Source organism: Amycolatopsis echigonensis (assembly GCF_014174495.1).
Lineage (GTDB): Bacteria > Actinomycetota > Actinomycetes > Mycobacteriales > Pseudonocardiaceae > Amycolatopsis > Amycolatopsis echigonensis.
In genome coordinates, this window is sequence record NZ_JACJHR010000058.1 from 1 (window position 1) to 16,176 (window position 16,176).

The window sequence follows — 16,176 nt, forward strand, 5'->3', positions numbered from 1 at the left end:
GGGAAGGCCCGACCCGCTCGGGTCAGGCCGGAGAAGGCGCGGAGCCGGTGAGTGCTCCGCGGGTGATCATCTGGACGCCGGCCGCGAGTTCCGCTCGGACGGCGTCGACGTCGCGCAGGTCGTCCTCCAGGCCGCGGGTGAAGGTGAGCAGAACGGCTGCGGCCTGCCGCGCGGTGTCCGGGACCACCTCCGCCAGGGCCGAGGCCAGGAGTTCGGCCAAACCGTCGGTGTAGGACGTGACCAGGCCGGGCGCCTGAGCGGTGGCGGCCGACAGCAGTTCCTGGGCGTGCGACGGACTGTCCTGCCACAGCCGGATGGCGACCTCGAGCTTCACCGTGAGCACGGCGAGGACCTTCTCCCCCGGTGTGCTCGCGGCCTCGGCCGCCGTCCGCGCCGCCGCCGCGGCCTGCTCCAGCAGGGACTCGACGACCTTGACTATCGCGTCTTCCTTGCTCCCGACGTACTTGTAGACCGTCGGGCGCGACATCTGCGCCTCTTCGACGAGGTCGGAAATCGTGGTGCGGCGATAGCCGTTGCGGCAGAAACACCGGTAGGCGGCGTCGAGGACGAGCTGTGCGGAGGAGACCTTCGGCATGCCTACATTTTTAACACGATTACGCAAAAGTGTAAAGCACGCGGTGCCTCAGACCACACCCTGAAACGACAAATGGGCGGCCGGCAGAGCACCGGCCGCCCACTCTTCCCAGGTCAGACGAAGCGACGCCGCCCGGCCAGCGCGCCGAAGACCATCTGCGTCACCATCACCGCGAGCAGCACGATCAACGACACCGTCCAACCGCCCGTCGCGTCGTGCAGCAGGCCGAACACGAACGGCCCCACGGCCGCCAGCAGGTACCCGATGCCCTGTGCCATCCCCGACAGCCGCGCCGTTTCCGCACCGGTCCGGGCTCGCAGGGCGATCACCGTCAGGGCGAGCGAGAACACGCTCATCCCGATTCCCAGCAAGAGGCTCCACAGCAGCGGCGAGAACGCGGGCGCGATGACCAGTCCGAGCATCCCGGCCGCGCCGAAGACGCCCATGCCGACGATCCACGGGCTCTGGCTCTTCTGCCGCGCCGCGATCGGCGGGATCACCAGGCTGATCGGCACCGCGATCACCGAGATCAGGCCGAGCAGCAGGCCGGCGTCGCCCTTGCTGACGCCCGCGTCGATGAAGACCTGCGGCAGCCAGCCCATCACGACGTAGGCGATGAACGACTGCAGGCCGAAGAAGATCGTGACGATCCACGCCAGCGGGCTGCGCATCAGCGACCGGGCGGGTGCGGAGCCCGCGGCCGGACGCGGCGGACGGCCCGCGCCGCGCGAAGCGATCAGCCACGCGACCAACGCGATCGCCGACAGCACGCCCCACGACCCGAGCGCGGCACGCCAGCCGCCGAGGGCCGATTCCAGCGGCGGGCTCAGCGCGGAACCCGCCGCGCCGCCGCCCTGCAGCGCCGCGGTGTAGACGCCGGTCATGAGCCCGACGCGAGCCGGGAAGGAATCCTTGATCACCACCGGGATCAGCACGTTGACCAGCGCGATCCCGGCGGTGGCGACGAGCGTGCCGCCGAGCACGACGTACGGTCCGTCGAGTACCCGGACCACCAGGCCCGCGGTCAGCACCGTCAGCGCGAGGCCGATCGCCGGGCCGATGCCGAGGCGGCGCGACAGCACGGGAGCGGCCAGGCCGGCCCCGGCGAAGCAGAGGCCGGGCAGGGTCGTGAGGATGCTCGCCCACACCGTGGACGCGCCGAGGCTGCCCCGCATTTCCGCGAGCAGCGGGCCGACGCTCGTGATCGCCGGCCGCAGGTTCATCGCCGTCAGCACCACCGCGATCGCCAGCAGCACGCCGCCGGCCACCACACCCGGCCGCCGACCGGCGGGCGCCTCCTCGAGGCTGCCTTCCAGCTCGAGCTCGAGCCGGTCGGAATAGGTGGCGGTGGACACGGCTGCGGCGTCTCGGGAATCGGCGGACATGTGCGCTACTATTCCATACGTAGGATGATTGGATGAAGGGATCAGGCTGTGCCGTTGGCCACCACCCGCCGCGCCGGACTCGTCGACCAGGTCATCGACCAGCTGCGCGAGGCGGTCACCGCAGGAGAATGGCCGATCGGGCACCGGATCCCGACGGAGCCGGAGCTGTCCGCGCAGCTGGGCGTCGGACGCAACACGGTCCGCGAGGCCGTGCGGGCGCTGGCGCACACCGGGATCTTGGAAGTCCGCCAGGGTGACGGCACGTACGTGCGCGCGACGAGCGAGGTGTCCGGCGCGATCCGCCGCCTGTGCGGGACGGAACTGCGCGAGGTACTGCACGTACGACGGCTGCTGGAGGTCGAGGGCGCCCGGCTGGCCGCGACCGCGCGGACTGACGAAGACCTCGCCGAACTGCGTGTCCTGCTCAACCGGCGCGACACCGACTGGGACGAAGGCCGCCTCGACGATTTCGCCCGCAGCGACGCGGAATTCCACCAGGTCGTGGTCCGGTGCGGGCACAACGGGCTGCTGCTGGAGCTCTACCGCGGCCTGATGGAGGCGATCACCGCGAGCGTGGCGTCCACTTCGGACAATCCGGAGCACGCGGAGATGATCCGGCACCGGGAACTGGTGGACGCGATCGAAGCCCGCGACGCCGAACGGTCCGCCGCCGAAGCGGCGGGATTCCTGGACGAGCTGATCGCGCGCGCCGAAGGCTTGTGATCAGTCGACCGGGGCGAGCGCGTCAGCCAAGCGTTCCGCACCGCGGCGCGTCGCTTCGGCAGCGTTCTTTTTCAGCGCCTCGCACTCCCGCAACGCCGCGTCCGGTTCGTCGGTGCACAGCACGAACACGTCGTCCACCGCGGTATAGATCCAGTCAGCGTGGTCCGGGTCGGCGTCGGCAAAGGCGGTCGCGACCACCTCGAGCCCGGCCGAATCGTCGCGGCCGAGCAATGCCTCCGCTGGTGACGAACGTGTCCGCCGCACCCAGCACGAGCCGCAGCAGTGGCCCCGGGGAGAAGCCTTACGGCAGCGTCAGGATCTCCGCGCCGTCCGCAGTCACCACGAGCGTGTGCTCGAACTGGGCGGTCCACTTCTTGTCCTTCGTGGTGACCGTCCAGTCGTCGTCCCACAGGTCGTACTCGATGGTGCCGAGCGTGATCATCGGCTCGATCGTGAAGGTCATGCCCTCTTCGATCAGCGTCTGCACCGAGGGCTCCTCGTAGTGCAGCACCGTCGGCGCGGTGTGGAACGCCGGGCCGACGCCGTGGCCGGTGAAGTCGCGGACCACGCCGTAGCCGAACCGCTTCGCGTACGCCTCGATCACGCGGCCGATCACGTTGAGCTGACGGCCGGGCCGGACCGCCTTGATCGCGCGCGCGGTCGCCTCGCGGGTGCGCTCGACCAGCAGCCGCACCTCTTCCGAGACGTCGCCGGCAAGGAACGTCGCGTTCGTGTCGCCGTGCACGCCGCCGATGTAGGCCGTCACGTCGATGTTGCAGATGTCGCCGTCCTCGATCACGGTCGAGTCCGGGATGCCGTGGCAGATCACCTCGTTCAGCGAGGTGCAGCACGACTTCGGGTAGCCGCGGTAGCCGAGCGTCGACGGGTACGCGTGGTGGTCGAGCAGGAACTCGTGCACGACCTTGTCGATGTCGTCGGTGGTCGCGCCCGGCTTGACCGCCTTGCCGCCCTCCTCGAGCGCCTGCGCGGCGATCTTCGACGCGACCCGCATCGCCTCGATGACCTCGGGCGTGCGCACTCCGTTGCCGGTGTCCCGTTTCGGCGCCGGACGGTCCACGTACTCGGGACGGGCGATGTCGGCGGGGACGGCACGGCGCGGCGTCTGGACGCCGGGCTTCAACGGGGCGCGAACGGACATGTCCCCCAGCCTACGACCTCGTCCGGCCGCGGCGCAGCCAGCTCAGAACAGCACCGTCGCGTACTGCCCGACCTGTTGGAACCCGATCCGCCGGTACGCCGCGAGCGCGGGCGCGTTGAACCCGTTCACGTACAGGCTCGCGGTCCGGCCCAGGCCGTGGACCAGGCGATTCACCACCGCCGCGGTGCCCGCGGTGCCGAGCCCGCTGCCGCGCCGGTCCGGATGCACCCAGACGCCCTGGATCTGGCCGACCCGCGCCGACATCGCGCCGATCTCGGCCTTGAACACGACCTCGCCGTCCTCGAATCGCGCGAACGCGCGGCCGGTGGAGATCAGCTCGCTGACCCGGGCCCGGTAGCTGGCCCCGCCGTCGCCCGCGCGCGGGTCGACGCCGACCTCCTCGATGAACATCGCCACCGCCGCGGGCAGATAGCGGTCCAGTTCGTGCGGGCGGACGGTGCGGACCTGCGGATCAGCGGGCACCAGCGGGTCGCCTTCGAGCGCCATCAGCGGCTGGTCGCCGCGTACCTCGCGGGCCGGTCCCCATTCCGGCGACAGCTCGTCCCAGAGCCCGAGCACCTGCGGCGCCGGTCCGACGAGCGAAGAGCAGGTGCGCTGGCGGCGCAGCGCCCGGTCAGCGAACGACCGCAGCGCCGAAGCGTTGCCGCGCAACGGGATCAGGTTGGGGCCGGCGAAGCACAAACCGGTGAGCCGTCCGGCGCGCACCGGACGGGAATCGGCCGCCCACAGCTCGCCACCGAGCCGCCACGGGTCGAGACCGGCCGCCTCGACCCGGGCGCTGACCATGCAGCTGCCCACCGGGTCGGCGGCGAGTGCAGCGCGCACCGCCGGATAGTCCCGATCGTCGAGCAGCCGTGCACCTGCAAGCCGCAACACAGGGTCCAGAGTGCCAGATGAACCGGGTGAACGGAACGCGAGCCGGCCGACACGCTGAGATGAACGGCCCTCGCACCCGAACGGCGGAGCCTCTTGCCCAGCGGTCCGTGAAGGGCTCCTTGAGGGAATCAGATTCCCTCAAGGAGCCCTTCACGGAGCTTCAGTCGTCGGCTCAGTGCTGCCGCGGGACCAGGTGCAGCAGCCGCGAAGCGTGCGGGGCCAGTGTCGCGGTGAAGCTGTCCCGGCTCACGCCCAGGTTCCGGTGCGTCCACAGATCCCGCACCGCCGCCGGGCCACGCAGCCCTAGGTCCTGCCACGACGCCGTGACCGGGGCTTCCGTCGAACCGAGGTTGAACAGCGCGACCGTCACCCCGCCCCGGCCGTCGGGGCTGAACCACACCTGCTGCTGCGTTTCCTGCGAGACCGGACGCGCTGGTCGGCCCGCCTGGTCAACGGCCAGCACTTCGCGGTTGGTCAGCAGCTTCAGGTCGTCCGGGTCCAGCTTGGTCAGGTCGGTGCCGAGCAGCAGCGGCGAGGCTTCGATCGCCCACAGCGTCATCACGCTCTGCCGCTCGTCCGGGGTGATGCCGTTCGCATCACCGTTGCCGACCTCGATGGAGTCCAGGTCGTTCCAGTGGCCGGGGCCGGCGTATTGCGTCCACTGGGGAGCGTCGGCGAAGCGGAGCTTGACCCGCACGTCCCAGTTCGTGAGGCCGACGCAGTGCGAGTAGCACTCGATGTCGCCCTCGATCCGCCAGCCGTTGCTGTAGCGCTGCCAGGTCGCGGCCTCGGCGATGCTGAGCGAGTTCGACAGTTCCAAGTGGATCGGCCGGCCGGTGGCCTGGATCGCCGCGTGCCACTGCCGGATGTCCTCCCGGTTGTCCGCGGGGATCTTTCCGCCGCCGGGGCCGACGAAGTCCATCTTGACGTAGTCGACGCCCCACGAGGCCAGCTGCCGCGCCTGCGAGCGGACGTACGCGGCCGCGCCGGGCTTGCTGAAGTCGAGTTTCGCGGATTTGTCGTCCGCGGTGTTGCCCGCGCCGGGCATGACGATGTCGTGCACCCGGTACGGCGTGCCCTCGACCGGCGAATCGGCCGCGACCGCTTGCGCCGGGACGCCGGGCACCAGGTAGATGCCGAATTTCAGGCCGCGCTGGTGCAGGTACCGAGCCAGCGAGGCGATGCCGCTGGGGAATTTCGCCGGATCCGGCGCGACCCGGCCGAACTCGTCGACGTGGTCGGTCCAGCCCGCGTCGATGTTGAGGTACCGGTACCCGTAGGCGGCGAGCCGGTCGTGCAGGACGTCGGCCTGGGCCTTGAGCGTGTCCTCGGTGAACTTCCGGCGCAGCGAGCTCCAGCTGCTCCAGCCCATCAGCGGCGTTCTCGCCACCGGCGTCCAGGACTCGATCGACTGATCGTCCGCCGCCGCGGTACCGGCGAGCGCTCCGAAGAGCACCGCTACCGCCGAGGCCAGCACACCGATCCGACTTCGCTTCATCGCGACCACCTCTCCCGGGGATCGCTTCGTTGTACGCGCGCCAGAGCTCCGACAGCAATGATTCATCGGATCAATGACCGCTAGCCGGGACGGAAGCCGCCGACCGGATCAACCCTGTTCACCACCGTGAATGCGGAGAATTCTCGCCAGCGGCCTCTCGACACGACGGCGAATAGATCCTATCTTTCTCTCGGCGCGGACTCGCGTCGTTCACTGGCGAACACGGAGGTCCCGGATGAAGCTCAGACCAGCGCGCTCCCTCGGGTTGGCCGCGGCGGTGGTGGCCGCGACCGCGCTGCTGCCCGCCGGTGCGGCCGCGGCGTGGCCGGGCAGCCAGGACGTGTACGTCTCGCCGTGGGGCAACGATTCCGGGTCCGGCGCCGTCTGGTCGCCGGTGCGCACTCTCCCCCGCGCCCAGCAGCTCGTCCGGCAGCGCGCCGCGCACCTGAACTCCGACCTGACCGTGCACGTCGCGTCCGGCACCTACCGGCTCGACAACCCGCTCGAACTCGATGCGACCGATTCCGGCACGAACGGCCACCGGGTGGTCTGGCAGGGCTCGCCGGGCACCGTGGTCAGCGGCGGCAAGCAGGTCACCGGCTGGCGTCCCGTCGCCGGACGTCCTGGTCTCTACTCCGCGCCCGCGCCCGCCGGGCTGGACAACACTCGCCAGCTGTACGTCGACGGCGTCCGCGCGCAGCGAGCGTCCGGACGGCTTCCGGTGAGCGTGCAGGCGACCGACACCGGGTACACCGCTTCCGCGGACACCATGGCGCACTGGCGGAACCCGAGCGACCTCGAGCTCGTGTACACCAGCGGCGAGGCCTTGTGGAACGTCGAACGCAACGGCCTCGGCCAGTGGACCGAGCCGCGCTGCCCGGTCGCTTCGGTGCAGGGCACGACGATCACCATGGCGCAGCCGTGCTGGGACAACTCGACCCGCCGCGTGATGTTCGCCGACATCCCCGGCCGTTCGGTCAACATGGTCGGCCCCGGCGATCTCACCAACGGACGCCAACCGTCCTATGTGGAGAATGCCTTCGAGCTGCTGGACACCCCCGGCGAGTGGTATCTCGACCGTTCCGCGCACACCGTGTACTACCTGCCGCGCAAGGGCGAGAACCTGCACCGGGCCGACGTCGAGATGCCCGCGCTGGAGAAGCTCGTGGACGGCCGCGGCACCGCCGAAGCGCCGATCCACGACATCTCCTTCCGCGGTATCCAGTTCTCCTACGCGACCTGGCTCGAACCGTCGTCGCCGGAAGGCTTCTCGGAAATCCAGGCCGGCTACCGGATCACCGGCGACCGCGGCTGGGCCACGCAGGGCCTGTGCCAGTTCACGCCCGGCGGCACCTGCCCGTACGCGGACTGGACGAAGGAACCCGGCAACGTCTCGATGTCGCACGGGCAGCGGATCGAGTTTCAGGACACGGTCTTCGCACACCTCGGCGCGGCCGGGCTCGACCTCGGCGAAGGCGCGCAGGACAGCAGCGTGTCCGACAGCGTGTTCACCGACATCTCCGGCAACGGCGTCGAGATCGGCGGGGTCAGCAAGCCCACCGCGGCCGGCGCGGACCTGACCGCGCGGGTCAAGGTGACCAACAACCACCTGTACGGCATGCCGCGCGAATTCACCGGCGGGGTCCCGATCGTCAACGGGTACTCGCAGGACAACGTCGTGTCGCACAACCAGATCGACCACGTCGCGTACTCCGGCATCTCGATGGGCTGGGGCGGCTGGCCGGACAAGATCAAGCAGGCCGCGACGCCGAACGTCTCGCGCAACAACGTGGTGTCGGACAACCTGATCCACGACTACATGCTCTCGCTGGACGACGGCGGCGGCGTCTACACCCAGGGCATCACCGGTCCGTCGCAGGCCGAGGGCGAGAAGGTGACCGGGAACGTCATCTACGACCAGTGGGGCCTCGGCAAGTCCGTCTACACCGACAACGGCTGCACCTACGAAACCGTTTCCGGCAACGTGCTCTACCACGCGGCGTACGCCAACGTCGCCTCCACGCACGTGGACTACCGCGACTCGCTCGGCAACAACGACCCGACGGTCATCTCCGACAACTACTGGGAGCAGGGCGATCCGGACGGCGCCAAGAAGGGCGTCCTCACCTCGGGCAACCACCTGCTGAACAACCCGGCCGCCGCACCTAAGTCCATTGTGGACAACGCAGGCATCGAACCGGGCCATCGTTCGGTGCTGAACCGCCGGATCGACGGTGACTCCACTCCGCAGGCTCCCACGCGGATCGGCACCTTCTCGGTGTCCGGCCAGCTTTACGCGACCTGGAACCCGACGGTCGCGGAGAACGGCGCGCCGGTGCAGGACTACCTGCTGACCGCTTCGGACGGCAAGAACAGCGTGACGAGTTCGGTGTCCGCCAAGGACTTCGCGCGCACTGGATATGCCGTGATCCCGGAGCTGACGGACGGCCAGACGTACACGGTCACGGTCGCCGCGCGCAACCGGTTCGGCACCGGTCTGCCGTCGCTGCCGTCGGCGCCGATCACCGTCGGACAGCCGGGCACCCAGCTCGCTGCCGCGCCGACCGGGGCGAAGGTTCTGCCGAGCGCGGACGCGGCGAGCATCCACTGGACGCCGCCGAAGGAAACCGGGTCCACCCCGGTGATCGGCTACCGGATCACCGTGTCCGACGGCCGCATCATCGAGGTCACCGGACGCGACACGATTGTCAGCCAGCCCACGCAGAAGGGCATGACCCGCGTCGTGGACGGGCTGAAGTCCGGCACCGCGTACACGTTCACCATCGCCGCCGTCACCGGAACCGGCGTCGGCCCCGCGGTGACGGTGCAAGCCACCACCGCGTAACCCGGTGATCGGCGCGTACCGGACCTCCCTGCCGGTGCGCGCCGATCATCCCAGGCGGAACGCCCTCCGGTACGCCCCCGGAGTCGTCCCCACCTGCGCCCGGAACCGGCGGCGCAAGTTCACCGCGGACGCCAAGCCGACTCGCACCGCGATCGCGTCCACCGGCAGGTCCGTCTCCTCCAGCAATCGCCGCGCCTCGGCCACTCGCCGCGACAAGAGCCACGCACCCGGACTCGTCCCGAGCTGACCGGCGAACCGGCGGGCCAGCGTCCGCGGGGAAATCCTCAAGCGGGCAGCCAAATCCTCGACCGACAGCGGCGTGCCCAGACGTTCTCCCGCCCACTCGAGCAGCCCGTCCAAGGACGCGTCCGCGGACACCGGCCGCGGCACGTACTGCACCTGGCCGCCCTCGCGGTGGGTCGGCATCACCATGTGCCGCGAGATGAGCGCCGCGTGCGCCGCGCCGTGATCGCGCCGGACCAGGTGCAGGCACAGGTCGATGCCCGCTCCCGCACCCGCGCTCGTCGCGACGTCGCCGTGGTCCACGTAGAGCACATCCGGTTCGACCCGCACTTCCGGGAAATCCCGGCGCAACTGGTCGATCCGCGCCCAGTGCGTCGTCGCGGTTCTGCCGTTCAGCAGCCCGGTCTGGGCCAGCGCGAATACGCCCGAGCAGATCGTGACCAGCCGCGCGCCTCGTTCGTGCGCGCGCAGCAATGCCCGGCGCACCTTCGGCGAAAGCGGCGTTTCGACGGGCGTCCAGCCGGGGATCAGCACCGTGTCGGCCTTCGAGAGCGCGGAAAGCCCGCTGGACACGTGGATCTCATATCCGGCCGTGGTCGGCACCGGACCGGGGTTTTCCGTGCACACCTCGAATTCGTAGTGCTGCGGCACGCCGTCCCTGACCGTGCCGAACACCTCCATGCCGCAGCCGAGTTCGAACGTCGACTGCGCCGGCCGGACGAGAGCCACCACGCGATGCATGGCAAGAAAGTACTCTATGACGTCTTTCCTGACACTGTCCCGCGTTCGCCGGGGAAGCCAAGCTGGGGCCCATGCACTCCGAAATCCTTGCCCAGCCGGGCTACACCTCGGTCCCGGTCGGCGAAGCACCGGTGAAGCACCTGTTCCCCGGCATCCGCCTCCGTCCGCTGTGGAAGGGCGAAAACGGCGCGCACGCCAACGTGGTCGAGTTCGATCCCGGCAGCACCTGGCCCGAACGCGACGTGCACGAGCCCGGTCCCGAAGAGGTCTTCGTCGTCTCCGGCACCTTCAACGACGGCGCCCGCGACTACCCGGCCGGCACGTTCATCCACGCCCCGGCCGGTTCGTGGCACGTCCCGGCGACGGAGACCGGCTGCACGTTGTTCGTCTTCTACCCCGAGGGCTAAGCGCCGCGGTAACTCCCGACCGTCCAGGCGTTCCCCTCAGGGTCGCGGACGGTGAACGTGTGCGAGCCGTAGCCGGTGTCGTGCAGCTCCAGGCTGATTTCGGCACCGGCTTCGCGCACGCGGGCGTAGATCTCGTCCACGCGATCGGAGACCACGTACGCCGCGCTGGCACCGGGTTTCATCTCGTCGTGGACGCCGTCCGCGGGGCCGCCGCAACTGCCCAACATCACGGCCCCGCCTTCCGGCCACCGGAGTTCAGCGTGCGCGACGCCGTTTTCGCCGGGTACCACGAGGGTCTCTTCGAAGCCGAGAACGTCCGTGAGGAAACGGATCGCGCCGCGCGCGTCGTTGTAACGGAAGGCGGGCCATACCGTCGGTTGTGGTGTCATGCCCCAGATTCTGCGGCGGCGGACTTCGTCTCGTCTTGGAGAAACGGGAGCTCCTCCGCCATCCACGTCCGCGGCGAGCAACCCGCCAGCGCGCGCCACTCGTTCGAGAAGTGCGCCTGGTCGTAATACCCAGCGGCGTAAGCGATTCCGGCCAGATCACGGTGCCCGGCACGCAGCAAGCGGACCGCGCGCTCGAACCGCAGCACGCGCGCTGCCTGCTTCGGGGCCAGCCCCAGCTCGGCGCGGAACCGCTCCCCCAGATGCCGTCGGCTCCAGCCGACCTCGTCCGCCAGCTCGCCGACGCGCAACTGCCCGCCGCTGCGGCGCAGCTCGTGCCACGCGCGGTCCAGCTCCGGCGGCGTATCAGCGGGTTCGACCGCCCGCGCGGCCAGCACCTGGTCGACGATCGCGAACCGGGCGCGCCAGTCCTCGGCCTCGGCCAGCCGGTCCGGCAGACGAGCGAGGTCGCCGCCGAAGTCGGCGAGGTCGGTCACCCGGCCGGTCAGCTCGGCGGCCGTGACACCCAGCAGCGTCCGCGCTCCGAGCGGATCCAGCTCCAGCTGCACGCCGCGCTGCACACGGTCCTGCGTGATCAGCGCGGGTTCGGTGTGCAGGCCGCCGACCACGCTCTGCAGCTCTCCGGGCCCGGCGAGCCCCGCGTACCGGATGGGCTTCTCGAGGCTGATCACGAGCGTGAGATGCCGCGACGGCAGCCCGCGGTGCACTTCGAGGGTGACGTTCTCCTGTGCGTAGCCGACGTAGCGCGTGACCAGCCCCCGCAACACCGGATGCGGCGGACGGGCGGCCCAGCTGTGACTCACGCGACCAGGCTAGCCCGGACCGGCCGGGATTCTGCTACCACGGGAGAGCGGTCCCCACGATGAGGAGAAGCCCGATGACGATCCAGGAACAGGCGCAGCAGCTCGAACTGCTGGCCGACCAGGTGCCGACCGGAATCGCCCTCGCCACCAAAGGCGAGCTGGAAGATCTGCAGGCTCAGGTCGTCGGCCTGCTCGGCGAAACCGGCAGCGCGACGGCGATCCAGGGCTCGGTGCAGATCGCGATCCGGCAGATCGACGAGGTCGCGGCCTCGCTGGAAAACGTGCGGATCCAGATCCGCGAAGCCGCGCAACATCATTTGCGCGGCTGAGTCGGTGTCCGGCGGCGACTGGCTGTTCCCGTCCGGCAACGCCTCCCGAGGCTCCGCCCGCCGATTCTCGCGCACCACGTCGGGGCCCAGTTGTCGCACCGCAATCTCACGGCGAATCCGCGGACCGTCGCCACGGCGGCGCGGAACAGATCGCGCGGGGCCTCGAAATCGGCCGAGCCCGAGGCCGCTTCCGGACGCCAGATCCCCGTCGTCCTGCTGGAACGCCGCTCAACCAGCGAAGGGCTCCCCGGCCAAAACCGAGGAGCCCTTCCGCACCCCAAAACTCAGCCGACGGTGACGCTCGGCGAACCCTCGCCGATCGACTCGCCGGATTCCTCGGCGATGCGCATGGCCTCTTCGATCAGGGTCTCCACGATCGCGTGCTCCGGCACGGTCTTGATGACCTCGCCCTTCACGAAGATCTGGCCCTTGCCGTTGCCGGAGGCGACGCCGAGGTCGGCCTCGCGGGCCTCGCCGGGGCCGTTCACGACGCAGCCCATCACCGCGACGCGCAGCGGGATTTCCATCCCCTCCAGTCCGGCGGTGACCTGGTCGGCGAGCGTGTACACGTCCACCTGCGCGCGCCCGCACGACGGGCACGACACGATCTCCAGCTTCCGCGGCCGCAGGTTCAGCGACTGCAGGATCTGCGTGCCGACCTTGACCTCCTCCACCGGCGGCGCGGACAGCGACACCCGGATGGTGTCGCCGATGCCCTGGCGCAGCAGCGCGCCGAACGCGACGGCGGACTTGATCGTGCCCTGGAACGCGGGCCCGGCCTCGGTCACGCCCAGGTGCAGCGGGTAATCGCACTGCTCGGCGAGGATCTCGTAGGCACGCACCATCACGACCGGGTCGTTGTGCTTCACCGAGATCTTGATGTCGTGGAAATCGTGCTCGGCGAACAGCGAGGCCTCCCACATCGCCGATTCGGCGAGCGCTTCCGGGGTGGCCTTGCCGTGCTTCTCGAGCAGCCGCTTGTCCAGCGACCCGGCGTTGACGCCGATCCGGATCGGCGTGCCGTGGTCCTTCGCGGCCTGCGCGATTTCCTTGACCTGGTCGTCGAACTTGCGGATGTTGCCCGGGTTCACCCGCACCGCGGCACAGCCTGCCTCGATGGCGGCGAACACGTACTTGGGCTGGAAGTGGATGTCGGCGATCACCGGGATCTGCGACTTCTTCGCGATCGCGGGCAGCGCCTCGGCGTCGTCGGCCGACGGGCACGCGACGCGCACGATGTCGCAGCCGGCCGCGGTCAGCTCGGCGATCTGCTGCAGGGTGGCGTTGACGTCGGAGGTCAGCGTCGTGGTCATCGACTGCACCGAGATCGGGTGGTCGCTGCCGACTCCCACCGATCCCACCATCAGCTGGCGGGTCTTGCGGCGCTCGGCGAGAACGGGCGGGGGCAGAGCGGGCATACCTAGCGCGACGGTCACGCTTCCAGCGTACCCACCTCGCCCGGGTCCGGTTCAACGAAGTCAGCCGACGCGGTGAGCAGCGTTACCCCCGGTCGGGCGGCCGGGCACGGACGCGTGACCCGGCCGATGCGCGCGGTTACTGCAGGCGGATCGGGTTGACGATGTCCGCGGTCACCGTGAGCAGCGTGACGCCGCCGCCGATCACGACCAGCACCATCGTGATCGCGGACAGTTTCGTGTAGTCGACCGGGCCGCCCGCGGGTTTGCCGCGCAGGCCGCGCAGCCAGTCGCGGACCCTCTCGTACCAGACGATCGCGATGTGCCCGCCGTCCATCGGCAGCAGCGGGAGCAGGTTGAACACGCCGATGAAGAAGTTCAGGCTGGCCAGCAGCAGCAGGAAGACCTGCCAGAGCCCGGCCTCGACCGCCTCGCCGCCGAGCCTGCTCGCGCCGACCACGCTGACCGGGGTGTTCGGGTCGCGCTCGGCGCCGAAGATCGAGTTGAAGACCGCCGGGATGCGCTTCGGGAAGGCCATCAGCCCGTCCCACGTGCGGGCGAACATGTCGCCGGTGAACGAGGCCGCGCCGCCGAACGCGCCGACCGGGCTGTAGTGGATGGTCTTGGCCACCCCGACGCCGACCGCGCCGACCGATTCGGTGCCGCCGTTCGCGGCGGGGCGGGTCACCTTCGGCACGTCCACAACGAACGTCTGCTGCTTCCCGCCGCGCTCGACGACCACCGGGACCGGTCCGGAGACCGCCTTGACCTGGGTCACCATCTCGTTCCAGGTCGGGGTGGGCTTGCCCGCCACCGAGACCACGACGTCGCCGGGCAGCAGGCCCGCCTTCTTCGCCGGGGCCGGGTCGCCGGGCTGGCAGACCGGGTTGTTGACCTGGTCGACCGTGGTGCCGCCGCGCACGCAGTCGGAGATGGTCGAGACGATCGGCTTCTGGTCCACGTTCGGCAAGCCCATCGTGGCCGCCATGGCGAACAGCACGACGAAGCCGAGCAGGAAGTGCGTGATGGAACCGGCCGACATCACGACGGTCCGCTTCCACGCCTTGAACCGCCACATCGCGCGCGGCGCCTCTTCCGCGGTGACCTCGTCGAGCGCGGTCATGCCCGCGATGTCGCAGAAGCCGCCGAGCGGGATCGCCTTGAGGCCGTACTCGGTCTCGCCGCGCCGGAAGGAGAACACCGTCGGCCCGAAGCCGACGAAGTACCGGCGGACCCGCATCCCGAACATCCGGGCGGTGACCATGTGGCCCGCTTCGTGCAATGCGACCGAAACACAGATCGCGAGCGCGAAAAGCACCACGCCGATCACATAGGCAAGCACGGGCCTTGCACCTCACCCCTCAGCCGCGGCCCGCGATGCGGTGGCGGCAGGTTCGTCGTCTTCCACGGCTTCAGGCGGTGAGACCACCCGGGAAGTTCCGGGTTCGAGTATCCGCCGCCAGCGTGAAACCAGTGTTGCATCGACCGGCGCGGCTCCGCGCACCGGTCGCGCTCATCCCAGCAGCTCGGCGGCCCGCGTGCGAGCCCACTGCTCCGCGGCCAGCACGTCCGCGACGTCGCGGGGTTCGCGCCGCCATTCGTCCGCGTCGGACACCACCTGCGACACGGTGTCCACAATCGACAGGAAACCGGCCTTGCCCGCCAGGAACGCGGCCACTGATTCCTCGTTCGCCGCGTTGAAAACGGCGGGAAGGCAACCGCCCGCGGTACCCGCTTCGCGAGCCAGCTCCACGGCCGGGAACGCGTCGTTGTCGACCGGCTCGAACGTCCAGCTCGCCGCCTTGTCCCAGGAGCACGCGGCGGCCGCGCCGGGCACGCGGTGCGGCCAGTTCAGCGCCAGCGCGATGGGCAGCCGCATGTCCGGCGGACTCGCCTGGGCGATCGTGGAACCGTCGGCGAAGGTGACCATCGAGTGCACGATGGACTGCGGGTGCACCGTCACGTCGATCCTCGCCGGTTCGATGCCGAACAGCAGCGACGCCTCGATCAGCTCCAGGCCCTTGTTCACCAGCGTCGCCGAGTTGATGGTGACCAGCGGGCCCATCGACCACGTCGGATGCGCCATCGCCTGCTCGACGGTGACCTCGCCGAGGTCCGCGCGCTGCTTTCCGCGAAACGGCCCCCCGGACGCGGTGAGAACGAGCCGGGCGACCTCGTTGTCCTCCCCGGAACGCAGCGCCTGCGCCATCGCCGAATGCTCGGAGTCGACCGGCACCAGCTGTCCCGGCTTGGCCGCGGCGAGCACCAGCGGGCCGCCCGCGATGAGGGATTCCTTGTTGGCCAGTGCGAGCGTCGCGCCGGTGGCGAGCGCGCGCAGCGTCGGGTCGAGGCCCTGGGAACCGGGCACCGCGTTGAGCACGACGTCGACCTGCACCGATTCGATCAGCTCGGCCACCGCGTCGGTGCCGGCGAGGATGCGCGGGAGGCGGAACTCACCCTTCGCGTATCCCCTGCGCTGGGCCTCGGCATACAGCGCGAGCTGCACGTCTTCGACCGCCGTGGGCTTCGTCACGGCGATAGCCGCTACTTCGTGCGCGATCGCCTGCTCGGCGAGCGTCGCCGGGTCGGATCCGCCGGCGGCGAGGCCGGCGATCGTGAACAAATGCGGGTTACGTGCGGCGACGTCGAGCGCCTGGGTCCCGATCGACCCGGTGGAACCCAGCACGAGGACGCTTCGCGAAGTAGTCATCAGCAAGCATTATGGCCCG

16 protein-coding genes are annotated in these 16,176 nt (G+C 70.0%); 4 read left to right on the top strand and 12 right to left on the bottom strand.

The features are described from left to right. Positions 1-22: 22 nt before the first annotated feature. Both H5411_RS31560 and H5411_RS31565 read right to left on the bottom strand, forming a co-directional pair. Positions 23-595 (bottom strand): TetR/AcrR family transcriptional regulator, encoded by a 573-nt coding sequence (locus H5411_RS31560; RefSeq protein ID WP_183125925.1) that lies wholly within the window; start codon positions 593-595, stop codon positions 23-25. 113 nt (positions 596-708) lie between these two features. After that, positions 709-1,980 carry a CynX/NimT family MFS transporter gene (locus H5411_RS31565; protein WP_183125926.1) on the bottom strand — a complete coding sequence of 424 codons (1,272 nt, stop codon included), beginning with the start codon at positions 1,978-1,980 and terminating at the stop codon, positions 709-711. Positions 1,981-2,028: 48 nt separating this feature from the next. Between H5411_RS31565 and H5411_RS31570 the strand changes: the two genes are divergently transcribed. After that, positions 2,029-2,703, top strand: a complete 675-nt coding sequence (locus H5411_RS31570) for a FadR/GntR family transcriptional regulator (protein WP_167441859.1) — start codon at positions 2,029-2,031, stop codon at positions 2,701-2,703. On the opposite strand, the gene H5411_RS31575 is transcribed toward H5411_RS31570, so the two are convergent. The 4 genes from H5411_RS31575 to H5411_RS31590 form a co-directional block, all read right to left on the bottom strand. After that, positions 2,704-2,967, bottom strand: coding sequence for a hypothetical protein (locus tag H5411_RS31575; protein WP_143271359.1), 264 nt, complete (start codon positions 2,965-2,967; stop codon positions 2,704-2,706). It lies immediately after the preceding gene. A gap of 37 nt (positions 2,968-3,004) precedes the next feature. Further along, a complete protein-coding gene (gene map / locus H5411_RS31580; RefSeq protein WP_037366779.1) occupies positions 3,005-3,862 on the bottom strand; it encodes a type I methionyl aminopeptidase in 858 nt (285 codons plus the stop codon). A gap of 42 nt (positions 3,863-3,904) precedes the next feature. Then, positions 3,905-4,759 (bottom strand): GNAT family N-acetyltransferase, encoded by an 855-nt coding sequence (locus H5411_RS31585; protein ID WP_037366776.1) that lies wholly within the window; start codon positions 4,757-4,759, stop codon positions 3,905-3,907. A gap of 172 nt (positions 4,760-4,931) precedes the next feature. Then, the gene (locus H5411_RS31590) at positions 4,932-6,257 is read right to left on the bottom strand and encodes a glycoside hydrolase family 27 protein (RefSeq protein WP_246369487.1); all 1,326 of its coding nucleotides are present in this window, start codon (positions 6,255-6,257) and stop codon (positions 4,932-4,934) included. A gap of 235 nt (positions 6,258-6,492) precedes the next feature. On the opposite strand from H5411_RS31590, the gene H5411_RS31595 reads away from it, so the two are divergent. Continuing rightward, positions 6,493-9,102 (top strand): fibronectin type III domain-containing protein, encoded by a 2,610-nt coding sequence (locus H5411_RS31595; RefSeq protein WP_183125928.1) that lies wholly within the window; start codon positions 6,493-6,495, stop codon positions 9,100-9,102. Positions 9,103-9,147: 45 nt separating this feature from the next. On the opposite strand, the gene H5411_RS31600 is transcribed toward H5411_RS31595, so the two are convergent. Next, complete coding sequence (locus H5411_RS31600; RefSeq protein WP_101435086.1) at positions 9,148-10,086, bottom strand: GlxA family transcriptional regulator; 939 nt, start codon at positions 10,084-10,086, stop codon at positions 9,148-9,150. A gap of 71 nt (positions 10,087-10,157) precedes the next feature. Between H5411_RS31600 and H5411_RS31605 the strand changes: the two genes are divergently transcribed. Then, positions 10,158-10,493, top strand: a complete 336-nt coding sequence (locus H5411_RS31605; protein ID WP_101435087.1) for a cupin domain-containing protein — start codon at positions 10,158-10,160, stop codon at positions 10,491-10,493. Here the strand turns inward: H5411_RS31605 and H5411_RS31610 are convergent. Then, a complete protein-coding gene (locus H5411_RS31610) occupies positions 10,490-10,882 on the bottom strand; it encodes a VOC family protein (RefSeq protein ID WP_101435088.1) in 393 nt (130 codons plus the stop codon). The genes H5411_RS31605 and H5411_RS31610 overlap by 4 nt on opposite strands. Further along, positions 10,879-11,703 carry a helix-turn-helix domain-containing protein gene (locus tag H5411_RS31615; protein ID WP_101435089.1) on the bottom strand — a complete coding sequence of 275 codons (825 nt, stop codon included), beginning with the start codon at positions 11,701-11,703 and terminating at the stop codon, positions 10,879-10,881. Before H5411_RS31615 ends, H5411_RS31610 begins: the two co-directional genes overlap by 4 nt. Positions 11,704-11,777: 74 nt before the next feature. On the opposite strand from H5411_RS31615, the gene H5411_RS31620 reads away from it, so the two are divergent. Further along, the gene (locus tag H5411_RS31620) at positions 11,778-12,032 is read left to right on the top strand and encodes a hypothetical protein (protein WP_101435090.1); all 255 of its coding nucleotides are present in this window, start codon (positions 11,778-11,780) and stop codon (positions 12,030-12,032) included. 284 nt (positions 12,033-12,316) lie between these two features. On the opposite strand, the gene ispG is transcribed toward H5411_RS31620, so the two are convergent. From ispG to dxr, 3 genes are all read right to left on the bottom strand, one after another. Then, positions 12,317-13,468: a flavodoxin-dependent (E)-4-hydroxy-3-methylbut-2-enyl-diphosphate synthase gene (gene ispG / locus H5411_RS31625; protein WP_167441860.1), complete on the bottom strand. Its 1,152-nt coding sequence runs from the start codon at positions 13,466-13,468 to the stop codon at positions 12,317-12,319. 118 nt (positions 13,469-13,586) lie between these two features. Then, entirely contained in the window at positions 13,587-14,789 is a 1,203-nt protein-coding gene (locus H5411_RS31630; protein WP_183125929.1) for a M50 family metallopeptidase, read from the bottom strand. 171 nt (positions 14,790-14,960) lie between these two features. After that, entirely contained in the window at positions 14,961-16,157 is a 1,197-nt protein-coding gene (gene dxr / locus H5411_RS31635; RefSeq protein WP_183125930.1) for a 1-deoxy-D-xylulose-5-phosphate reductoisomerase, read from the bottom strand. Positions 16,158-16,176 lie beyond the last annotated feature (19 nt).

Bases quoted from the DNA above. Each gene is read 5' to 3' on its own strand.
- H5411_RS31565 (WP_183125926.1), bottom strand. From the start codon at position 1,980: ATGTCCGCCGATTCCCGAGACGCCGCAGCCGTGTCCACCGCCACCTAT.
- H5411_RS31590 (WP_246369487.1), bottom strand. From the start codon at position 6,257: ATGAAGCGAAGTCGGATCGGTGTGCTGGCCTCGGCGGTAGCGGTGCTC.
- map (WP_037366779.1), bottom strand. From the start codon at position 3,862: ATGTCCGTTCGCGCCCCGTTGAAGCCCGGCGTCCAGACGCCGCGCCGT.
- H5411_RS31620 (WP_101435090.1), top strand. From the start codon at position 11,778: ATGACGATCCAGGAACAGGCGCAGCAGCTCGAACTGCTGGCCGACCAG.
- H5411_RS31605 (WP_101435087.1), top strand. From the start codon at position 10,158: ATGCACTCCGAAATCCTTGCCCAGCCGGGCTACACCTCGGTCCCGGTC.
- H5411_RS31600 (WP_101435086.1), bottom strand. From the start codon at position 10,086: ATGCATCGCGTGGTGGCTCTCGTCCGGCCGGCGCAGTCGACGTTCGAA.
- H5411_RS31560 (WP_183125925.1), bottom strand. From the start codon at position 595: ATGCCGAAGGTCTCCTCCGCACAGCTCGTCCTCGACGCCGCCTACCGG.
- H5411_RS31595 (WP_183125928.1), top strand. From the start codon at position 6,493: ATGAAGCTCAGACCAGCGCGCTCCCTCGGGTTGGCCGCGGCGGTGGTG.
- dxr (WP_183125930.1), bottom strand. From the start codon at position 16,157: ATGACTACTTCGCGAAGCGTCCTCGTGCTGGGTTCCACCGGGTCGATC.
- H5411_RS31610 (WP_101435088.1), bottom strand. From the start codon at position 10,882: ATGACACCACAACCGACGGTATGGCCCGCCTTCCGTTACAACGACGCG.